Source organism: Pseudomonas sp. BRG-100, assembly GCF_000737955.1.
Taxonomy (GTDB): Bacteria; Pseudomonadota; Gammaproteobacteria; order Pseudomonadales; family Pseudomonadaceae; genus Aquipseudomonas; species Aquipseudomonas synxantha_A.
The window spans coordinates 4179003-4198874 of record NZ_JPRX01000001.1; the positions used below are offsets into that span (position 1 = coordinate 4179003).

Sequence of the window (19872 nt, forward strand, 5' to 3'; positions counted from 1 at the left end):
TTCAGTTATCAGGAGAATAGTTTTGTCCTCTCCCATCCCCGTCACCATCCTCAGCGGCTTCCTCGGTGCCGGCAAGACCACCTTGCTGCGCCATCTGCTCAAGGCCGAGCACGGCTTGAAAATCGCCGTGATCGAAAACGAATTCAGTGACGCCGGCATCGACACCCAGCTCTTGGGCGACGAGCCGGTACAAGTCATGACCCTGTCCAACGGCTGCGTGTGCTGCACCATCCACACCGACCTGACCAAGGCCCTGTACCTGCTGCTTGAGCGTCTGGACAGTGGCGAAATCGCCTTCGACCGCCTGGTGATCGAATGCACCGGCCTTGCCGACCCGGCACCAGTGGCCCAGACTTTTTTCATCGACGAAGAACTGCGCGAGCGCTACATCCTCGACGGCATCATTACCCTGGTGGACGCCGCCCACGCCGAGCATCACCTGACCCAGACCATCGCCCAGGCCCAGATCGGCTTTGCCGACCGCCTGCTGGTGAGTAAGCGCGACCTGGTGGACAACGCCACCTTCGACGCCCTCAGTCAGCGCCTGACCCGTATCAACCGGCGTGCGCCGATCCGTGTGGTGGATCACGGCAAGATCGACTTGGCTGAGTTGCTGGATGTGCGCGGCTTCAACCTCAATGCCGGCATGAGCCTGCGCCCGGTCAGCGCTGCGCCATCGGTCGACCGTATTTCCAGCCTGGTGCTGCGCACCGACCAACCGCTGGATATCGACCGCCTCAGTGAGTTCATGAACGAACTGCTGGAAGACCACGGCAAGCAGCTGCTGCGCTACAAGGGCGTGCTGAATATTGCCGGGGAGGATCGACGCATGGTGTTCCAGGGCGTGCTGAAACTCTATGGTTTTGACTGGGACACCGAATGGGCCGAGGGCGAGGCGCGGGAGAGTGTGATTGTGTTTATTGCCGATGAGCTGCCGGAGGACAAGATCCGCGAAGGTTTTGCCAAGGTCTACCAAGCCTGACTTGAAATGCGATCAACTGTGGGAGGGGGCTTGCTCCCGATTGCGGTGGGTCAGTAAACATATAAGTGACTGACACACTGCTATCGGGAACAAGCCCCCTCCCACAATTGAATGCATTTCAAATTGAAATAAAAAAGCCCGGCTCAAGAGCCGGGCTTTTCATTCAAGCAACTGCAATCAAGCGCCGTAAACCGGCAGCTTCTTGCAGATGGCCTTGACCTTCTCACGTACCGCGTCGATCACGGCTTCGTTGTTCAGGTCAGCCAGGATGTCGCAGATCCAGCCGGCCAGTTCCTTGCACTCTGCTTCCTTGAAGCCACGGGTGGTCACAGCCGGGGTGCCGAAGCGCAGGCCGGAGGTGACGAACGGCGAACGTGGGTCGTTCGGCACGGAGTTCTTGTTCACGGTGATGAAGGCTTTGCCCAGGGCGGCGTCAGCGTCTTTACCGGAAATGTCCTGTTTGATCAGCGACAGCAGGAACAGGTGGTTTTCAGTACCGCCGGACACCACGTCAAAACCGCGCTCGATGAACACAGCGGCCATGGCCTGGGCGTTCTTCACCACTTGTTGCTGGTAGGTCTTGAACTCAGGCTGCAGTGCTTCCTTGAAGCAGATCGCCTTGGCGGCAATCACGTGCTCCAGCGGGCCACCCTGGGCGCCGGGGAATACCGCGGAGTTGAGCTTCTTCTCGATCTCGGCGTTGGCGCGAGCCAGGATCAGGCCGCCACGTGGACCGCGCAGGGTCTTGTGGGTAGTGGTGGTCACCACGTCAGCGTAAGGCACTGGGTTCGGGTACACGCCCGCTGCCACCAGACCGGCCACGTGGGCCATGTCGACGAACAGGTAGGCACCGACCTTGTCGGCGATTTCACGGAAGCGTGGGAAATCCAGGATCTGCGAGTAGGCAGAGAACCCAGCCACGATCATTTTTGGCTTGTGCTCGACCGCCAGGCGCTCGACTTCGTCGTAGTCGATCAGGCCGTTGGCATCGATACCGTACTGGACGGCGTTGTACAGCTTGCCGGAGGAAGAAACGCTGGCGCCGTGGGTCAGGTGACCGCCGTGGGCCAGGCTCATGCCCAGGATGGTGTCGCCGCCTTGCAGCAGGGCCAGGTACACGGCGCTGTTGGCCTGGGAGCCGGCGTGTGGCTGGACGTTGGCGTAATCGGCGCCGAACAGCTCCTTGGCACGGTCGATGGCCAACTGCTCAACCACGTCGACGTACTCGCAACCACCGTAGTAGCGCTTGCCCGGGTAGCCTTCGGCGTACTTGTTGGTCAAAACCGAACCTTGAGCCTCCATCACCGCAGGGCTGGTGTAGTTTTCCGAAGCGATCAGCTCAATGTGCTCTTCCTGGCGCACGGCTTCTTGCTCCATGGCGGCGAAGAGATCGGCGTCGTACTTGGCAATAGTCAAATCACGGCTGAACATGGCGGTCCTCAAGGATCGGGGGCAGAAAAGGAGGGCATTCTAACCCAATGGGTTTTAGATGGCATATGAAAGGACATCATGTCGCGGACAAGTGGGGCTCATCTGGGGATGGGCGGTGTCGGCACTGGCCCCATCGCAGGCAAGCCAGCTCCCACACTTGATCGGGCTCACACAGTCAAATGTGGGAGCTGGCTTGCCTGCGATGAGGCCATAAGCTCCACTGCAGCACTTCAGTCGAACATGAAGAGAGCATCATTGCTGAACTGCGCCTCGAACCGATTCGCCGGCATCGGCCGCCCGAACAGGTAACCCTGGACCTCATCACAGCCATGCTCGCGCAAAAAGTCCAATTGCTCGTGGGTTTCCACACCTTCGGCGATCACCGCCAGGTTCAGGCTGTGGGCCATGGCAATGATCGCCCGGGCGATCTGTGCGTCCTGCTCACCGGAGGGCAGGCCATCGACGAAGGTGCGGTCGATCTTCAGCACGTCGATGGGGAATTGCTTGAGGTAGTTAAGCGATGAATAGCCAGTGCCAAAGTCATCCACCGCGATGCTCAGGCCCAGGTTCTTCAAGCTGGCGAGGATTTGCAGCGCTTCGTTGACTTCACGCATCAGGATACTTTCGGTCAACTCCAGCTCCAGGCACGCTGGCGGCAGGCCAGTGTCCTTGAGGATGGTGGCGATGCGCGTGCCCAGCTGGCCGTCGGAGAACTGTCGCGCCGAGATGTTCACCGAGACTTTGGGCACCCGCACCTTGTTCTGGTGCCAGGTCTTGAGTTGGCGACAGGCTTCGCTGATCACCCAATCGCCCACGTCCACCACCAGCCCGAGTTCTTCCAATACCGGAATGAAATCCCCCGGCGGCACCAGCCCGCGACGCGGGTGGCGCCAGCGCAGCAGGGCCTCGGCACCGGTCAGGCGTTTGCCGTCGCCGCTGAATTGCGGTTGGTAATACAGCACGAATTCGTTCTGGTCCAGGGCGTGGCGCAGGTCGCTCTCCAACTCCAGACGCTCCAGGGCGCTGGCGTTCATGTCGGCCTGGTAGAACTGGAAGTTGTTCTTGCCGCGTTCTTTGGCGTGGTACATCGCCGTATCCGCGTTTTTCATCAGTTGGCTCAGCTCGTTGCCGTCTTGGGGGCTGAGGGCGATGCCGATACTGGCGGTCACGAAAAACTCGCGGCCTTCGAGCACGAATGGCTTCACCAGGCTGGCCAGAATCTGCTCGGCCACATGAATCGCGCGGTTCAGCGCCATTTCGCGGCTGACCCGTGGTTGCAACAGCAGGGTGAACTCGTCGCCGCCCATGCGCGCCACGGTGTCGTCTTCGGCCACGCAACCGAGCAGGCGCGTCGCCATTTCCTTAAGCATACGGTCGCCGGCGGCGTGGCCGAGGGAGTCGTTGATCGGCTTGAAGCGGTCGAGGTCGAGGAACATCAACACCACCCACGACTTCTGCCGTTCTGCCGACTGCAACGCCGTGTGCAGACGGTCCTGGAACAGCGTGCGGTTGGGCAGGTGGGTCAGGGCGTCGTAGTAGGCCAGGCGGTGGATGCGCTGTTCGCTGGCCTTACGCTCGCTGATATCGCTGAAGAAACACACATAGCTGGCCAGGTCGCCTTCGTCGTCGAACACCGCCGTAATGCCGACCCAGGCCGGGTAATGCTCGCCGTTGCGGCGCTTGAGCCACACTTCGCCTTCCCAGGTACTGTGCTGGTGCAGTTGCTTGAGCACATAACGCAGGTGGGCTTCCTGCTGCTCGTCGACGGTGAGCATGTTCGGCAATTGGTCGAGCACGTCCGCCACTTCATACCCGCTGACCCGGCTGAACGCCTCGTTGGCTTGCACGATATAGCCGGCCGGATCGGTGATCAGGATCGCCGAGGTTGAGTGCTCGAAGACCGTGGCCGCCATGCGCAGGTCTTTTTCGGCGCGGCGTTGCTGGCTGATATCGCGGCCCACGCCGAGGATGCCCTCAAAGGCGCCATGTTCATCCCACACCAGCACCAGGCGTAGTTCGATCGGTACTTTGCGCCCGTCGGCGCGCAGGCAGTCGAACAGGAACAGTTGGGTCTGGACTTCATCGCGCAAGGTGTTCAACGCCTCGGGGTTGCCGAGGGCGCGACTGACCTGTTCCATAAGGCTATAAATGCCGGTCAACTGTTGCGGGTTGGCAACGATCGACTGCCAGCCATGCTTGAACACCCAATCCACGTCATAGCCCAGCACGGTGTTGACCGATGGGCTGATGTAATTCAGAGCCAGTTGGCTGTCGGTAGAGCAGATCACGTCGCTGATGCTTTCAGCCAACATGCGGTAGCGCTGCTCGCTGTCGCGCAGGGATTCGCTGGCTTCGATCTGGTCGGTAATGTCCTTGGCCACACCGATGATCCGAGTGACCACCGTGGACGTATCCCGGGCCAGGGCCTGTTCGCGAATATCGAAGCGGCGCCATTGGTTATTGCGGTGGCGAAAGCGCAGTTGGCAGTGCAACTGGGTCGTGTAAGCGGCCTGGCGTTGCTGCTCACGCGAGTCGTGGTAGTGCTCGGCGTCTTCGGGGTGCAGCAGGATTTCCCAGAAGTACTCACCCATTTGCTGCAGTTCGGCTTTGTTGTAGCCCAGGGTGTGGCCCAGATGATGGTTGCTGAAAATCATGCGCTGGCTGATCACGTCCTGCACATACAGGTGATCGGGCACCGTACGCACCACATCCGACCAGAAGCTCTCGCGCTCCACCAGCGACAACTCGATCAGCTTGCGGCTGGTGATGTCGCTGATGCTGAGGATTACGGCCTTGACGTCATCCTGCTGCTCCGGCAAACGCATCACCAGCCACAGGTACTGTTCGTTGCCGGCCACGTCGTTGAGCTGGATTTCCAGCTCCAGCTGTTTTTGCCGGGTCAGTACAGCTTCCAGCACCTGATAGCCGATGGACGTGGCATTGCTCGGGCAATCATCGATCAGGCGTTCCCATGCCTGCTCGCAGGACGCGACGTTGAGCAGGCGCACGGCCATCTGGTTGACCTCGGTGACGCGCAACTCCTTGAGCAGTTGCTTGCGCTCGGCGGGGTTGGCCTGCAACCAGGCGTGCAACTGTTCGCGGCTTTGTACCTGGGTCTTGTTGCAAAACGCCTTGAGCCCCGCCAGGTCAAGCACGCACAAGGCCACGCCTGTGCCTTCGAAGATGTCCTGATAGCGTCGCCGGCCTTCATGCACCTGGCGTTGGCGGCGGCGCATGTTGAGCAGCACGATCACCGGGACAAGCGAAAATGCCAGGCCCAGCAGGCACTTGCCGATAAAGGCAGGCAGCAGTTGTTCCAGCACCGCGCTGCGGTCAAACAGGCCGCGCAGTTGCCAGTCGCTTTTGCTCAAGGGCGTGACCAGCACACTGCGGTTCAATTCTTCCGGCGTCAGGGCGCTGGGCCACTGCGCGGGCATCCCGCTGTCACGGCTGACCACACGATGGTTCAGGCTGTTCTCGATCGCCCACATCGGGCGCTGGCCCTGAATGTCCTGCCGTGTGAGGTTGGCCAGGTAATTGGGGGCCAGGCGCAAGGCCCAGTACACCTTGGAGCCACCGCTGGGTTGGTGCAGCAACAGATAGATGACCGTGCCGTCATTGTCGTTGCTCAGGTAGTAAGACTGGGCGTGACTGCGCTTGACCAGGTCTTCGAGCAGGGCATTGTCTTGGCTGCCTTCGGCAGTGTCGCTGATCAGTGCGCCGTTGGGGGTGAGCAGGGCGAAGCTGCGTAGGTCCGGCAACGAGCGCTGCAACGTGCGCATCAAGGCCTGCTGCTGTTCGGCATTGCGCGGCGGCTCGACAATGGGCAGCAGGTTCAGGGCGATCTGCGCGCTCAGTGCCATGCTCTGGCTGATCTGCTCGGCCAAGTCAGCACTGTAGTCGATGGTGTATTGCTGCTGGTTTTTCTGGTTTTGCTGCAACTGGTCAAGCAGTTGCCAGAACAATAACGCGAGCAACATCAGCACAAGCGTCGCCAATGCGCCCTTCAAGGTACCGTGCAGGGGCGCTCCCGGCGCAATATGAGCGGCGCGCAAGGGAGTGGGCGGCGTGACTTTGGACAAGCTGTGATCCTGCGGTTGGCTGGACTGGCGCGCGACGTGCACTATAAGCCGGACGCCCGGAGGGCGGCTAGCATGCCTTGAGTTGTGGCAAAGTGCCAGTCCTCCCTGGCTGGACTGCCCCAGCGCATTCAGGTAGCTTTGCCGGTTACGCGGGGGCGTTCCAGCCCCAGACATTCAGGCTTTTTCCCCACGCAGGCATTGATGATAGTCAAAGGCCCGCGCGGCGCATGGCCTGGCACGGGCTTCGTCCGCTTAATTCATCAGTCACTGACGCTAGGTTCACCATGGCTCAATACGTCTTCACCATGCATCGGCTGGGAAAAGTTGTTCCGCCGAAGCGGGAAATCCTGAAAAACATTTCGTTGTCCTTCTTCCCAGGCGCCAAGATCGGCGTGCTCGGCCTCAACGGCTCGGGTAAATCCACGCTGCTGAAAATCATGGCCGGCGTCGATACCGAGTTCGAAGGCGAAGCCCGCCCGATGCCGGACCTGAATATCGGTTACCTGCCGCAAGAGCCGATCCTGGACCCGACCAAGACCGTGCGCGAAGTGGTTGAAGAGGCCGTCAGCGTGATCAAGGACGCCCAAGCGCGCCTCGACGAGGTGTATGCCGCCTACGCCGAACCGGATGCCGACTTCGACAAGCTGGCCGCCGAGCAGGCCAAGCTCGAAGCCATCCTGCAGGCTGGCGACGGTCACAACCTGGAGCGCCAACTGGAAGTCGCCGCCGATGCGCTGCGCCTGCCGGCGTGGGACGCCAAGGTCGAGCACCTGTCTGGTGGTGAAAAACGTCGTGTGGCCCTGTGCCGCCTGCTGCTGTCGGCTCCCGATATGCTGCTGCTCGACGAACCGACCAACCACCTGGACGCCGATTCCGTCGCCTGGCTGGAGCACTTCCTGCACGATTTCCCGGGCACCGTGGTTGCGATCACGCACGACCGGTACTTCCTGGACAACGTTGCCGGCTGGATCCTCGAACTCGACCGCGGCGCCGGTATCCCTTACGAGGGCAACTACTCCGGTTGGCTGGAAGCCAAGTCCGACCGTCTGGCCGCCGAATCCAAGCAGCAATCGGCCCACGAAAAAGCCATGAAGGAAGAGCTGGAGTGGGTGCGCAAAGGCGCCAAGGCCCGCCAGTCCAAATCCAAGGCCCGTCTGCAACGCTTTGAAGAGATGCAGTCGCAGGAATTCCAGAAGCGCAGCGAAACCAACGAGATCTACATCCCGGCCGGTCCGCGCCTGGGTGACAAGGTCATCGAGTTCAAGAACGTATCCAAGGGCTATGGCGACCGCGTGCTGATCGACAACCTGTCGTTCTCCATGCCAAAAGGCGCGATCGTCGGCGTCATTGGTGGTAACGGTGCGGGTAAGTCCACGCTGTTCCGCATGTTGATGGGCAAGGAGACTCCGGACTCCGGCAGCATCGAGATCGGCGACACCGTGCAACTGGCCTGTGTAGACCAGAGCCGCGACGACCTCGACGGCAGCAAGACCGTGTTCCAGCAGATCTCCGACGGCTCCGACCAGATCCGCATCGGCAACTATGAAATCCCGTCGCGCACCTATGTCGGCCGTTTCAACTTCAAGGGCGGCGATCAGCAGAAGTTCGTCAAGGACCTGTCCGGCGGTGAGCGTGGTCGCTTGCACCTGGCCCTGACCTTGAAAGAGGGCGGCAACGTGTTGCTGCTCGACGAACCGTCCAACGACCTCGACGTTGAAACCCTGCGTTCCCTGGAAGAAGCCCTGCTGGACTTCCCGGGCGCCGCCATTGTGATCTCTCACGATCGGTGGTTCCTTGACCGCGTCGCGACCCACATCCTGGCGTACGAAGATGACTCCCAGGCGGTGTTCTTCGAAGGTAACTACACCGAGTACGAAGCAGACCGTAAAAAGCGCTTGGGCGAAGCAGCTGCCCAGCCGCACCGTGTGCGTCACAAAAAACTGGCCTGATTCGGGCTGGTTTGAAAAAAGCGGAGCCTTCGGGCTCCGTTTTTTTTGGGGCGCTGTTCAGGTGGACCGAGGCGACTTCATCGCAGGCAAGCCAGCTCCCACATTAGATCGAGTACCTCTGCTACGACACGGTCCAATGTGGGAGCTGGCTTGCCTGCGATAGCGGTTTAACTATTGGTGCATATCTCGCGTTGAAATCCCTGTTAGAGGGCAAAAATCCTGATTATTTATATCCAATGCACCATTTAAATTCACAAAAGCGACATTTTGCCCTGTCACGGTGCGAAATGAATTGATAAAGTCCGGCTCATTCTCTGTTTAACAACAATCAATTTGCCGAGACTTTTCATGATCGAATCCGTCGAATCCTTCCTGGCCCGCCTCAAGAAACGAGACCCCGACCAGCCGGAATTCCACCAGGCTGTAGAAGAAGTCCTGCGCAGCCTGTGGCCCTTTCTTGAAGCCAACCCCCACTACCTGACCTCGGGCATTCTGGAGCGCATTTGCGAACCGGAACGCGCCATCACCTTCCGGGTATCGTGGGTGGATGATCACGGCAAGGTTCAGGTCAATCGCGGTTTCCGTATCCAGATGAACAGCGCCATTGGCCCGTACAAAGGTGGCTTGCGCTTTCACCCTTCGGTCAACCTGGGCGTGCTGAAATTCCTCGCCTTCGAGCAGACCTTCAAAAACTCCCTGACCTCGCTGCCCATGGGCGGCGGTAAAGGCGGCTCGGACTTCGACCCCAAGGGCAAGAGCGATGCCGAAGTGATGCGCTTCTGCCAGGCGTTCATGAGCGAGTTGTACCGCCACATCGGTGCGGACGTCGACGTGCCGGCCGGCGATATCGGTGTGGGCGCACGGGAAATCGGCTTTCTGTTCGGCCAGTACAAGCGCCTGAGCAATCAATTCACTTCAGTGCTGACCGGCAAAGGCATGACTTATGGCGGCAGCCTGATTCGTCCGGAAGCCACCGGTTTCGGCTGTGTGTATTTCGCCGAGGAAATGCTCAAGCGCCAAGGTCAGCGGGTCGAAGGCAAGCGGGTGGCGGTGTCCGGCTCCGGCAACGTGGCGCAATACGCGGCGCGCAAGGTCATGGACCTGGGCGGCAAGGTGGTTTCCCTGTCGGACTCCGAAGGCACCCTGTACGCCGAAAGTGGTTTGACCGAAGAACAATGGTCGGCCCTGCTGGAGCTGAAAAATGTACAGCGCGGGCGTATCAGTGAACTGGCTGAACGTTTCGGCCTGGAATTCCGCAAAGGCCAAACCCCTTGGGAGCTGGCGTGCGATATCGCGCTGCCATGCGCCACCCAGAACGAACTCGACGCCCAAGCCGCACGCACGCTGTTGCGCAACGGCTGCATCTGCGTGGCCGAAGGCGCCAACATGCCGACCACCCTGGAGGCTGTGGATATCTTCATCGACGCGGGCATCCTGTTTGCGCCTGGCAAGGCGTCCAACGCCGGCGGTGTGGCAGTGAGCGGCCTGGAAATGTCGCAGAACGCCATGCGCCTGCTGTGGACCGCCGGGGAAGTGGACAGCAAACTGCACAACATCATGCAGTCGATCCACCATGCCTGCGTGCATTACGGTGAAGAAAACGGCCGGGTCAACTACGTCAAGGGCGCCAACATCGCAGGCTTCGTTAAAGTGGCTGACGCGATGCTGGCCCAAGGTATCGTCTAAACCTCGGGCTCGATGCTCAGCACTTCGATCAACTGATCGCCGACGGGGCGCTTCCACAGCACCTCGTCGCCCACCTGGGCCCCCAACAAGGCGCGGCCCAGAGGCGAGCCCCAGTTGATCAAACCGGCGTTGGCGTCGGCTTGATCCTCACCTACCAATTGAATGCGCTGTTGCTCGTCCTGCTCATTGGCGAACGTGACCCAGCTGCCGATCTGCACCTTGTCGGTGGCTGTCGCCGGCGCGACCACCTGAGCGCTTTGCACCCGCTGGTTGAAGTAACGCAGGTCCCGCTCAAGATCCGCCTGGCGCTGCTTATCGGCCTGCTCACCTTTGGCGGACTCGGCGCTGTACTCAAGCTGCAATTGCGCCACCTTGGCTTGCAACTGCGCCAACCCTTGCGCGGTCAGGCGGTTGGGCTGTTCGCTGACCTGACGCTCCACCGGCTGGTCGGCCTGGGCGGCGGCGTTGTCTTCATTTACAAAAGCTCGGCTCATGGTGTTCTCCCTCTATGGCATTTGGGCCATGTTTGCCGTGCTTTAGTTTCGATGGATCTCTGCAAACGACCTATTGCGAGCGATACGCCTTGGCCGCATCGCGGTCTTTTTCCTGCTGCCACTCGCGCTCGCGGTCGTTGTTGCGGTTTTCCTGGTAGTCGCGCAGCTCTTCGTTCTCACGCATGGCTTTGCACTGGCGAAACCCGTCTTCCCAGCCTTCGGCGTATTGCCGGTCTTTCAAATAGCGTGGAACGTTCTTGCGAAACTCCCCGGTAATCACCCCAGCGGCCTGGCGACCGCTGCTGCAACCGTCGTCAAAGCCATCGGCAAAGGCGGGTGGATAACCCTTGGCCAGCAACTCTTGGTGAGTGGATTGGCAGCCTGACAAACACACCATTGCACACAGCATTACCGCATACCGCCACATGGCGTACTCCCTGGCCGATTCACGGCTGATAAGGGGAGTCTAGTCAGTGATTTGTGGGGGCGGTGTGAAAGGGCGGTGAGAAATGTGTTGGGTTAAAAGGCCTCGTTGACCGTCAGAGCGGCATGTTCAGCCAACTCCTGCTGGATAAACGCCGCAATCATCGCGCGATACACCTGCTCAGTTACCTCTGGGTTAGCGCCTACTACCTCGGACAACCCCCGCACCTTGGCGATCACCTGCTCAACTCGTTGCGGCGCCTTGACGCTATCCGAATCTTTTTTGAAGCGCGCTGCTTGAGATACGTAGTGGCCTCGCTCGGCGAGCAGGGTGACGATTTGTTGGTCAAGGTGGTCGATGTTTTCGCGGACTTCTTCGAGGGTGGTGCAATTAACGGCCATGTTGATAGAGCTCCTATTGGACAGGCAACGCGATGGTTTTGAAAGCATGCGGTCAAGTGTGGGAGCGGGCTTGCCCGCGATAGCGTTGTTTCAGCCTCGTATTCGGTGACTGACACTCTGCCATCGGGAGCAAGCCCCCTCCCACATTTTGATCTTCGCCAGGCCTATGTCAGTAGTGGTACCACTTCACTTCAAGCATCACTTCATTCACGGGCGTGGATAAGTGGCTGTATTCACGCTGCGCACTCAGGCGCAGGCCCAGGTTGCGCGACAGTTCCCACTGCTGGTTGAGGCTGATGCTGCGCCGCACTTCACCATTGGTAAAGAAATCCCCCTTGGCTTCCAGGCTCAGGTTGCCCAGTGGGTTTTTCCACAGCACGCCGGTGTTGAAGCCGGCGGCGGGCGAGATGGCTTCGCTGAAATCGTTGTTGTGTTCCACGCGCACGGTGCCAAGGGCGAAGCCGAGCATGTCGTCGCTCAGTTGCCAGGTGCCGCCGGCGCCGCCGTTGACGTGGGCGACCAGGGTTTCGTCGTCGTGCTTGCCCGGTACCCGTTCCAGGCCGCCAGTCACTTGCCATGACCAGGGTTGCAGCAGCGCGTTACGCGGCGTCAGCGAGCGGATGGTGGCCAGGTCCAGTTGCTGCAACTGCCAGTGATTGCCTTCGTACTGGCGCAGTTTCATTTGCAGGATTTCGATCTGGGCGCCGAGGGGGAAGCCTTCGGCGTTGTCGTTAAGGTCGTGATAGGCCATGCGCAGGCCATATTCACCAAAGGCTTTGTCGCCACGGGTGCCGATGCCGGCTTGCCAGGTGCGTGACTGGTGGCCGTTTTCCGGCAAACCAGGCGGCGTGATCTTGAGGTCTGGCGCAGGGTTCTGGTTGATCGCCCGCAGCAGTTCGAAGCTGCGTTGGGAGCGTTCGGTGTCGCGTTCCAGCCCATTGGCGCGGTAGCGGCCGAGGCGGTAGGCGGCATCGATGATCAGCGCCTGGCGCTCGCGAGGCAGGGCCTTGAATGCGGGCTCTTGCAGTTGCTTCTGGTCATCGCTGACTTTCAACACCCACTGTTGCTCATCGCTGTCCAGCGGCTTGGCGCGTTCGAGCAGTTCGCGTTCACGCGAGGGGCGATAGTCGATCTTCTCCACCAAGCCCGCTTCCTTGACGGCCTTGACCGTGTCGGTAGGGATCGCAGTGAGGGGGAATTGCTCGGTCAGGCGCAGGCCGGGGCGGGCCACTTGCAGCAGTTCCAGCAGGCGATAGGAGCAGTTTTCGTCGAAGAAGAAATAGTCGAACTGGATCTGCTTGAGCTCCCACACGTGCTCGACCATGCGCTTGGTCTCGACCTCGGTGAGGTTCAGGCGGTATTCCCATAGGTCGCGGTTTTCCAGGCTGCGGTATTCGGAGAGTTTCTCCTGATAGGGCACCAGGGCGAACAGGCCGGGGTAGCCGCCCATCAGGCCCTTCCAGGCATACAGGATGCTGTTGTCGGAGCCTTCGATATAGGCGCCGAAGTTGATCGCGTAGCTGAGCAGCGCAGTGTTGTTGCTTTGCACATCTGCCTGGTCGATCCGCAGCAAAGTGTGGCCGAACATCGACGACGGGCTGTTGAGATAGGCCGCGGGGAAGATCATCACCGCGCTATGGGGCGCGACGTCCTTGAACCATTGGGTGAATTCCTTGCAGTCCAGGGCGGGCAGGTCAGTCAGGTGCAACTGATCCTTGAGCCAGCGGGTACGTGCGGGGTACACACACTGGGCGTGCTTCTCACCCAGGCTGGCCGGTGCATACAGCGCTTGCACGGTGGCCTTGAGTTCGGCGTCCGGGTGATGGGCGCCGTCGGCGGCGAGGAAGAATTTCTTGTCGCTGACATAGCTGCGCCAGCCACTGATCTTGCCGGCTTCGTAATGCCCCAGCGACAGCCAGAACGGATCATTGGCCAGTTGCTGCAAACGTTGATCGTCGAGGTGCGGTGCCGCATGCAGCGGGGCGCAGGCGAAGAGAGCCAGGCAAGCGAGGCGTTTGAGCATGGGGGCTACTTAAGTCGGACTGAAAAAAAGACCCAAGGGGGGCAGGTCGAAAAAATAAAACCCGCGCCTCGAAAGACGCGGGCGGGTCGAGCTTAAGCCTGGGTAGCGTATTTCGCCAGACGGGCATCGCTTTTCAGTACAGCAATGGTGTTGTTGTGCACGTCGTCAGCGGTCACGTCAGCCTTGCTGAAGATCTGCTGGAAGTGCTCGTGGGTCACGGCCGCGAAGTGATCGCGATCTTCCGGGGCAACACCCAGTACCACGGCATAGGTGGTCAGTGCTTCGCCGTTGCCTTTGGCCATGTCTTCGGACAGCTCGTTCATCATGCCATTCATGGCAATCCAGGACTTGCCGCCGTAGGTCAGGGCGCTGTTGGTGCTGCAACCGTTGGTGCCCGAGGTCATGCCGAAGGTGGCGTTACCCGAGGTACCGTTGGTGGTGGAAGCGAGGAAGTGAGCCGGAGTACCGCGCTGGCCTTCGAACAACATGTTGCCCCAACCGCAGTTCGGGCCACCTGGTGCTTCTGCCATTGCATTGAGGGAGACGACGGTGAAGAGAGTACCAAGAAGGATCCGTTTCATAGCTTTGTTCTCTTTGTGTGCAAACCAATGGACAAGGGTTCAGGTGCTTCTCAGCACCCTAGGGGCCAGTTATTAGTCCAACCCGCGCAGTTTGGAGTTTAGGCACGTTCCTAGGGTTCCGTGTTTTTTTATAAACATTAAGTCTCAGGCGATTTTTTTGTAGGACGCGTGCGGTGGCTATGCTTTCCCGAAAGCGCGCCTTGCCAGAGCGCTCAACCCGGAGCCAGAATGCCCCCATCTGCCCCGCCTGATGTAAGGAAGCCCGATGCCTGATCCTGTTGCTGCCAGCTTGCGTCTAGCGCCCGAAGCGCTGACTCGCCCTTTCTCCGCTGAACAGTTCAGCTTCTCGACCACCAATGATTTGGAGCCCTTTCGCGGTGTGCTTGGCCAGGAACGTGCGGTTGAAGCCTTGCAGTTCGGCGTGGCCATGCCACGCCCCGGTTACAACGTGTTTGTGATGGGCGAGCCCGGCACCGGCCGCTTTTCGTTCGTCAAACGCTACCTCAAAGCCGAAGGCAAACGCCTGCAGACCCCGGCGGACTGGGTCTATGTGAATAATTTCGATGAGCCACGCGAGCCCCGCGCCCTGGAATTGCCAGGGGGCGGCGCCGCGGCGTTTATCGCCGATATCAACGGGTTGGTCGACAACCTGGTGGCCACCTTTCCGGCAGTGTTTGAACACCCCACTTATCAACAGCGCAAAAGCGCCATCGACCGGGCCTTCAACCAGCGCTACGACAAGGCGCTGGATGTGATCGAACGCCTGGCCCTGGAAAAGGACGTGGCGTTGTACCGCGACAGCTCCAACATCGCCTTTACGCCGATGCTCGACGGCAAGGCGCTGGACGAAGCCGAGTTTTCGCAACTGCCGGAAGCCGATCGCGAGCGTTTCCACAACGATATTTCCGAGCTGGAAGAGCGCCTCAACGAAGAGTTGGCCAGCCTGCCGCAGTGGAAGCGCGAGTCCAACAACCAGCTGCGCCAGTTCAACGAAGAAACCATCACCCTGGCCCTGCAGCCGTTGCTGGCACCGTTGTCGGAAAAGTATGCGGAAAACGCCGGCGTTTGCGGCTATCTGCAAGCGATGCAGGTGTACCTGCTTAAAACCGTGGTCGAGCAACTGGTGGACGACGCCAAGACCGACGCCCAGGCGCGCAAGCTGCTTGAAGAGCAGTACTGCCCGAGCCTGGTGGTGGGTCACCCGGTCAACGGTGGTGCGCCAGTGGTGTTTGAACCGCACCCGACCTACGACAACCTGTTCGGCCGTATCGAATACAGCACCGACCAGGGCGCGCTTTACACCACCTATCGTCAGTTGCGTCCGGGCGCCTTGCACCGCGCCAATGGCGGCTTCCTGATTCTGGAAGCCGAAAAAATGCTCAGCGAGCCGTTTGTATGGGATGCCCTCAAGCGTTCCCTGCAATCGCGCAAGCTGAAGATGGAGTCGCCCCTGGGCGAACTGGGCCGCCTGGCCACCGTGACCCTCAACCCGCAAATGATCCCCTTGCAGGTGAAGGTGATCATCATCGGCTCGCGCCAGTTGTATTACGCGCTGCAAGACGCCGACCCGGACTTCCAGGAGATGTTCCGCGTACTGGTGGACTTCGACGAAGACATCCCGATGGTCGACGAGAGCCTGGAGCAGTTCGCCCAGTTGCTCAAAACTCGTACTTCGGAAGAAGGCATGGCGCCGCTGACCTCGGATGCGGTCGCGCGCCTGGCGACTTACAGCGCACGCCTGGCGGAACATCAGGGCCGCTTGTCGGCGCGTATTGGCGACCTGTTCCAGTTGGTCAGCGAGGCGGACTTCATTCGCCACCTGGCCGGCGACGAAATGACCGATGCCGGGCATATCGAGCGCGCCCTCAAGGCCAAGGCCACGCGTACCGGCCGCGTGTCGGCGCGGATTCTCGACGACATGCTCGCCGGCGTCATCCTGATCGACACCGCCGGCGCCGCTGTGGGCAAGTGCAACGGCCTGACGGTGCTGGAGGTCGGCGACTCGGCATTCGGCGTACCGGCGCGGATTTCCGCCACGGTGTACCCAGGGGGCAGCGGTATTGTCGACATCGAGCGTGAAGTCAACCTCGGTCAGCCGATTCACTCCAAGGGCGTGATGATCCTCACCGGTTACCTGGGCAGCCGTTATGCCCAGGAATTCCCGCTGGCGATCTCTGCGAGTATCGCCCTGGAGCAGTCCTACGGTTATGTGGACGGCGACAGTGCCTCCCTGGGCGAGGCGTGCACCTTGATTTCGGCCTTGTCGAAGACGCCACTCAAGCAGTGCTTTGCCATCACCGGCTCGATCAACCAGTTTGGTGAAGTGCAGGCGGTGGGCGGGGTCAACGAGAAGATCGAAGGCTTCTTCCGCCTCTGCGAAGCACGCGGGCTGACCGGTGAGCAGGGTGCGATCATCCCTCAGGCCAACGTCGCGACGTTGATGCTCGACGAGAAGGTGCTGCAGGCCGTGCGCGCCGGGCAATTCCACATCTATGCGGTACGCCAGGCCGATGAGGCGCTGAGCCTGTTGGTGGGCGAGGATGCCGGTGAGCCGGACGCCGAGGGGCAATTTCCGGAAGGCACCGTGAATGCGCGGGTGGTGGAGCGTTTGCGCGCGATTGCCGAGATGATCAGCGAGGAAGATCTGAAGGAGGCGGAGAAAGAGCTGGCGCAGCAGGCGTTGGCAGAAGCCAAGCCAAGCTGATTGCTGTCATCACTCGGTTAAGGTGGGAGCTGGCTTGCCTGCGATAGCGGTGTATCAGCCAACTGAGAGGTTGGCTATGAGTCCGTCATCGCAGGCAAGCCAGCTCCCACACTGGTCCGTGATGTCTTTAGGGACGTTTAGCGTGCCACAAAATTGACTCCATTCTCGGGGACCGACGCCCGTTGGTCCCTACAACCTTGGTTTGTGGTGTTTTTCTTCTATTCTCAGAGTCAGGGATATCCACAGGAGTCGCAGGATAGAAACAGCCTAGCCTTGCGCTGGGGCTGAACACCGATCTACCGAGGGGCGCCGCCATGTCGCGCAACCTTTGCCTTACCCGCCAGTGCCTGGGCCTGGTCACCCGTATTGAATGCTCCATTCGCCCCCTCGCCGGGGATAACGGCATGTGGACGCTATTGTTTGCCGCCGGGATGTCGGGCGAGCAGCCTTCCACCATCAAATCCCAAGGGCCGTTCCATGGTCCCTTCGTGGCCGAAAGAATGCTGGGCACCATCGTTGATAGCCTGACCTTGCATGGCTACGAGCAAATGGACGAGCCGCAGATCTGGTGCCTGCACCTGCAAGCCCATCTGCGCCAACTCAATGGCGGCCAGGAGCAGTTGGCCCTTTAGCGCCGGCTATTTGCTCTCTGGTTTGTCCAGCTTGACCTCGAAGCCGTACTGCACGGTGCTCAGGTCGGTGCGCTGGTAACTCTCCAGCGTAGTCGGCTGGCCGTAGAAGTAATGCACGTCGAACAGCGCGGTGCCGTACTCCTCGGCGCGGTGGCTGACATTGAGGATTTCCTTGAGGTAATTGCCGCTGGCGTCCTTGGCGTAGAAGCGCCAGCTGTCGGAGGGGAAGTCCTTTTGATCGACGATCAGCGCGTTGTCCTTCAGCGACAGGCCCTTGGGCAGCTTGGCGACATCAATCACGGCTTTCTCGATAGTTGCCAGGAACAGCGGCACCGAGCCCACCACAAACGCCGGGGTCTCCGGGAACAGATTAAGGTCGTAAGTCAGTGTGCCGTTTACTGCGTTCAGCTCGAAAGCCTCGGTCGGCAGCTCGATGGGCTCGCCGCGCTCGCCCTTGTCATCGGCGGTGAAGAAGGTGATAGGCGCATCACTGTTGTTACGCTCGGCGCCGACCAGGTCGTCGTTGAAGGTGAAAGGGTGGTCAAAGATGATTTTCGCGGCGCTGGCGTCTTCGGTCGATTGGCTGATGGTCACGCTGCTTTTGAGTTGGTCCTCGGTCATCGAGGCATCTTTGAGCCAGCTGGCGGCGTCGTCGTCATACACCGTGACCGGCATCGGCAGGGCCTGCACCGTGGTTTGCAGGCTGTTCCTGTCGAAGCGTAATACCGGCAGATCCAGGTCTTTGTGGGTAACCGTGGCCTGGGAGAAATCCAGGACATTGACCTGCAGGTTGTCGATCAGCCCGTTGAAATACACCTTGGCGTAATGGCTGGTTTGCTTGTGTTCGAAGGCTTTTTGCTCATCGGTGAGCTGTTTCTCGAAGGCGTCGGACCAGGCTTTTTGCTTGTGCATTTCAGCCAGTTGCTTCTCGTAGAACGCCACTTGCGCGGCACTCTCGTTGATCGAGCCCGAGCGGGTCAGAAATTGCCCGGTAGTGTCCCGCGCTTGCACCAGCAAAGGGTTCGGTGATTCGTCGCCCACGTCTGCGGCCAGGGGGGCGCTGTTGGTCAGTTCGATCTCGGCGTAGTTCTTTTCCAGCGTCAGCAGGTTGAGGGTGATGTTGCCGTCGGTGCGTTTATGGCCCACGTCTTGTTTCGTCAGGTTGAAGGTCAGCACCTTGCCCGGTGTGATCACTTCAACTGCGCCCTTGAGGCTGACGGGCTGCGGCTGGCTCTTGTTTTCGGTCTCGATGCCTTCGATAAACGGGTAGGTCACCGTCAGGTCATCGGGGTTGGTGAGGTTGGAGCTGCTGGGGCTCAATTGGATGCCCGGGTCGGTTTCCGACCATTCCGGCTGGAAGGGAATGACTTTGTTGTTGCTCAGTGTCACCGACTGCCATTCCAGGCCATGGGGGAAGGGGAACTGGTCAGGGGCGTTGAAATTGAACGGGAAGACCGGCTGCAAATCCGTCAGATAGTCCGAATGAGAGCTTTTGCGCAGCACGAACAGGCCATTGATATAGGTATCCACCAAGGCCTGGGGCGTGGGGTAGTGCTTGAGCAAGGCCAGGGTGTCTTCGCCGTACTCGGCCTCGATGGGCTTGGTGGCGAGCTTGAGGCGCGCACGTTCCAGTAACAGCAGCGAGCCGCCCAGATCCGCGATGGCATCGCGCAGCTTGGGGTCCTGGATGGTGTCCAGGGACTGTTCGAACTTCGCGGTTTTCTCTTCGAGGGTCGCCTGCTTCTGCTCTTCTTTGGGGGAGCAGCCGCTGGCCATCAGCAACGCCGCACACAGGCCGAGAGTGGCCAAAGGGGATCGCACATCCATCATCTGAGTTTTCCTGTCCGACATCATCGAGCCGAGTTAATGGCCTCGACACTAGCAGAAAAATTCTTTTACAGATGCCACTTGGGTCAGTTTTCTCGCGGTGACAGGGGCCGGGTGGCGGCTGGTATACTCGGCGCCATTTTTAGCCAAGCTGTGTGAGATTCAATGGAACGCTTTATCGAAAATACGATGTACGCCTCGCGTTGGCTGCTGGCGCCGATCTACCTGGGGCTGTCCCTGGGCTTGCTGATCCTGGCGCTGAAATTCTTCCAGGAAATCATTCACGTGATTCCCAACATCTTCACCATGTTGGAAGCGGAAGTGATCCTGCTGCTGCTGTCGTTGATCGACATGGCCCTGGTTGGCGGCTTGCTGGTGATGGTGATGATTTCCGGCTACGAGAACTTCGTCTCGCAGCTGGATATCGATGAAAACAAGGAAAAGCTCAACTGGCTGGGCACCATGGACTCTTCGTCGCTGAAGATGAAAGTGGCGGCTTCCATCGTGGCGATTTCCTCCATCCACCTGCTGCGCATCTTCATGGACGCCAAGAACGTCGATCCGCAACACCTGATGTGGTACGTGATCATTCACATGACCTTCGTGGTCTCGGCGTTCGCCATGGGCTACCTGGACAAGCTCACCAAGCACTGATG

At 60.0% G+C, this 19872-nt stretch carries 14 protein-coding genes; 6 read left to right on the forward strand and 8 right to left on the reverse strand.

All coding sequences use genetic code 11. The features are described from left to right. Positions 1–22: 22 nt before the first annotated feature. Positions 23–982 carry a GTPase gene (gene yjiA / locus JH25_RS08760; protein WP_032879403.1) on the forward strand — a complete coding sequence of 320 codons (960 nt, stop codon included), beginning with the start codon at positions 23–25 and terminating at the stop codon, positions 980–982. 177 nt (positions 983–1159) lie between these two features. Here the strand turns inward: yjiA and glyA are convergent, their stop codons facing one another. After that, entirely contained in the window at positions 1160–2413 is a 1254-nt protein-coding gene (gene glyA, locus JH25_RS08755; RefSeq protein ID WP_005791605.1) for a serine hydroxymethyltransferase, read from the reverse strand. A 230-nt stretch (positions 2414–2643) separates the two neighbouring features. Then, on the reverse strand, positions 2644–6495 hold the full coding sequence (locus tag JH25_RS08750) for a sensor domain-containing protein (RefSeq protein WP_032881208.1): 3852 nt from the start codon (positions 6493–6495) through the stop codon (positions 2644–2646). A 284-nt stretch (positions 6496–6779) separates the two neighbouring features. On the opposite strand from JH25_RS08750, the gene ettA reads away from it, so the two are divergent. After that, positions 6780–8444 carry an energy-dependent translational throttle protein EttA gene (gene ettA / locus JH25_RS08745; protein ID WP_005791601.1) on the forward strand — a complete coding sequence of 555 codons (1665 nt, stop codon included), beginning with the start codon at positions 6780–6782 and terminating at the stop codon, positions 8442–8444. A gap of 348 nt (positions 8445–8792) precedes the next feature. Continuing rightward, the gene (gene gdhA, locus JH25_RS08740; protein ID WP_032879406.1) at positions 8793–10130 is read left to right on the forward strand and encodes an NADP-specific glutamate dehydrogenase; all 1338 of its coding nucleotides are present in this window, start codon (positions 8793–8795) and stop codon (positions 10128–10130) included. Here gdhA and JH25_RS08735 read toward each other — a convergent pair. The 5 genes from JH25_RS08735 to JH25_RS08715 all read right to left on the reverse strand — a co-directional run bounded on the left by JH25_RS08735 (position 10127) and on the right by JH25_RS08715 (position 14053). Then, entirely contained in the window at positions 10127–10624 is a 498-nt protein-coding gene (locus JH25_RS08735; RefSeq protein WP_032879409.1) for a GreA/GreB family elongation factor, read from the reverse strand. The genes gdhA and JH25_RS08735 overlap by 4 nt on opposite strands. A gap of 70 nt (positions 10625–10694) precedes the next feature. Beyond that, positions 10695–11051 carry a hypothetical protein gene (locus tag JH25_RS08730; protein WP_032879410.1) on the reverse strand — a complete coding sequence of 119 codons (357 nt, stop codon included), beginning with the start codon at positions 11049–11051 and terminating at the stop codon, positions 10695–10697. A 92-nt stretch (positions 11052–11143) separates the two neighbouring features. Then, positions 11144–11449, reverse strand: a complete 306-nt coding sequence (locus tag JH25_RS08725) for a chorismate mutase (RefSeq protein ID WP_032879411.1) — start codon at positions 11447–11449, stop codon at positions 11144–11146. Positions 11450–11618: 169 nt separating this feature from the next. Further along, positions 11619–13472, reverse strand: a complete 1854-nt coding sequence (locus JH25_RS08720) for an Lnb N-terminal periplasmic domain-containing protein (RefSeq protein ID WP_032879412.1) — start codon at positions 13470–13472, stop codon at positions 11619–11621. A 92-nt stretch (positions 13473–13564) separates the two neighbouring features. Continuing rightward, positions 13565–14053, reverse strand: coding sequence for a DUF3015 domain-containing protein (locus JH25_RS08715; RefSeq protein WP_003194274.1), 489 nt, complete (start codon positions 14051–14053; stop codon positions 13565–13567). Between the two features lie 265 nt (positions 14054–14318). On the opposite strand from JH25_RS08715, the gene JH25_RS08710 reads away from it, so the two are divergent. Both JH25_RS08710 and JH25_RS08705 read left to right on the forward strand, forming a co-directional pair. Beyond that, on the forward strand, positions 14319–16757 hold the full coding sequence (locus JH25_RS08710) for a Lon protease family protein (protein WP_032879413.1): 2439 nt from the start codon (positions 14319–14321) through the stop codon (positions 16755–16757). Between the two features lie 314 nt (positions 16758–17071). After that, entirely contained in the window at positions 17072–17389 is a 318-nt protein-coding gene (locus tag JH25_RS08705; RefSeq protein ID WP_005791586.1) for a PA4575 family protein, read from the forward strand. Positions 17390–17395: 6 nt separating this feature from the next. On the opposite strand, the gene JH25_RS08700 is transcribed toward JH25_RS08705, so the two are convergent. Next, positions 17396–19219: a hypothetical protein gene (locus JH25_RS08700; protein WP_081883321.1), complete on the reverse strand. Its 1824-nt coding sequence runs from the start codon at positions 19217–19219 to the stop codon at positions 17396–17398. Between the two features lie 162 nt (positions 19220–19381). Between JH25_RS08700 and JH25_RS08695 the strand changes: the two genes are divergently transcribed. After that, positions 19382–19870, forward strand: coding sequence for a TIGR00645 family protein (locus JH25_RS08695; protein ID WP_005791582.1), 489 nt, complete (start codon positions 19382–19384; stop codon positions 19868–19870). The last annotated feature ends 2 nt before the right edge of the window (positions 19871–19872 follow it).

Excerpts from the sequence above, each read along its gene's own strand:
- glyA (WP_005791605.1), bottom strand. The coding sequence starts at position 2,413 with ATGTTCAGCCGTGATTTGACTATTGCCAAGTACGACGCCGATCTCTTC.
- ettA (WP_005791601.1), top strand. The coding sequence starts at position 6,780 with ATGGCTCAATACGTCTTCACCATGCATCGGCTGGGAAAAGTTGTTCCG.
- gdhA (WP_032879406.1), top strand. The coding sequence starts at position 8,793 with ATGATCGAATCCGTCGAATCCTTCCTGGCCCGCCTCAAGAAACGAGAC.
- JH25_RS08735 (WP_032879409.1), bottom strand. The coding sequence starts at position 10,624 with ATGAGCCGAGCTTTTGTAAATGAAGACAACGCCGCCGCCCAGGCCGAC.
- JH25_RS08730 (WP_032879410.1), bottom strand. The coding sequence starts at position 11,051 with ATGTGGCGGTATGCGGTAATGCTGTGTGCAATGGTGTGTTTGTCAGGC.
- JH25_RS08725 (WP_032879411.1), bottom strand. The coding sequence starts at position 11,449 with ATGGCCGTTAATTGCACCACCCTCGAAGAAGTCCGCGAAAACATCGAC.
- JH25_RS08720 (WP_032879412.1), bottom strand. The coding sequence starts at position 13,472 with ATGCTCAAACGCCTCGCTTGCCTGGCTCTCTTCGCCTGCGCCCCGCTG.
- JH25_RS08715 (WP_003194274.1), bottom strand. The coding sequence starts at position 14,053 with ATGAAACGGATCCTTCTTGGTACTCTCTTCACCGTCGTCTCCCTCAAT.
- JH25_RS08710 (WP_032879413.1), top strand. The coding sequence starts at position 14,319 with ATGCCTGATCCTGTTGCTGCCAGCTTGCGTCTAGCGCCCGAAGCGCTG.
- JH25_RS08705 (WP_005791586.1), top strand. The coding sequence starts at position 17,072 with ATGTCGCGCAACCTTTGCCTTACCCGCCAGTGCCTGGGCCTGGTCACC.
- JH25_RS08700 (WP_081883321.1), bottom strand. The coding sequence starts at position 19,219 with ATGATGGATGTGCGATCCCCTTTGGCCACTCTCGGCCTGTGTGCGGCG.
- JH25_RS08695 (WP_005791582.1), top strand. The coding sequence starts at position 19,382 with ATGGAACGCTTTATCGAAAATACGATGTACGCCTCGCGTTGGCTGCTG.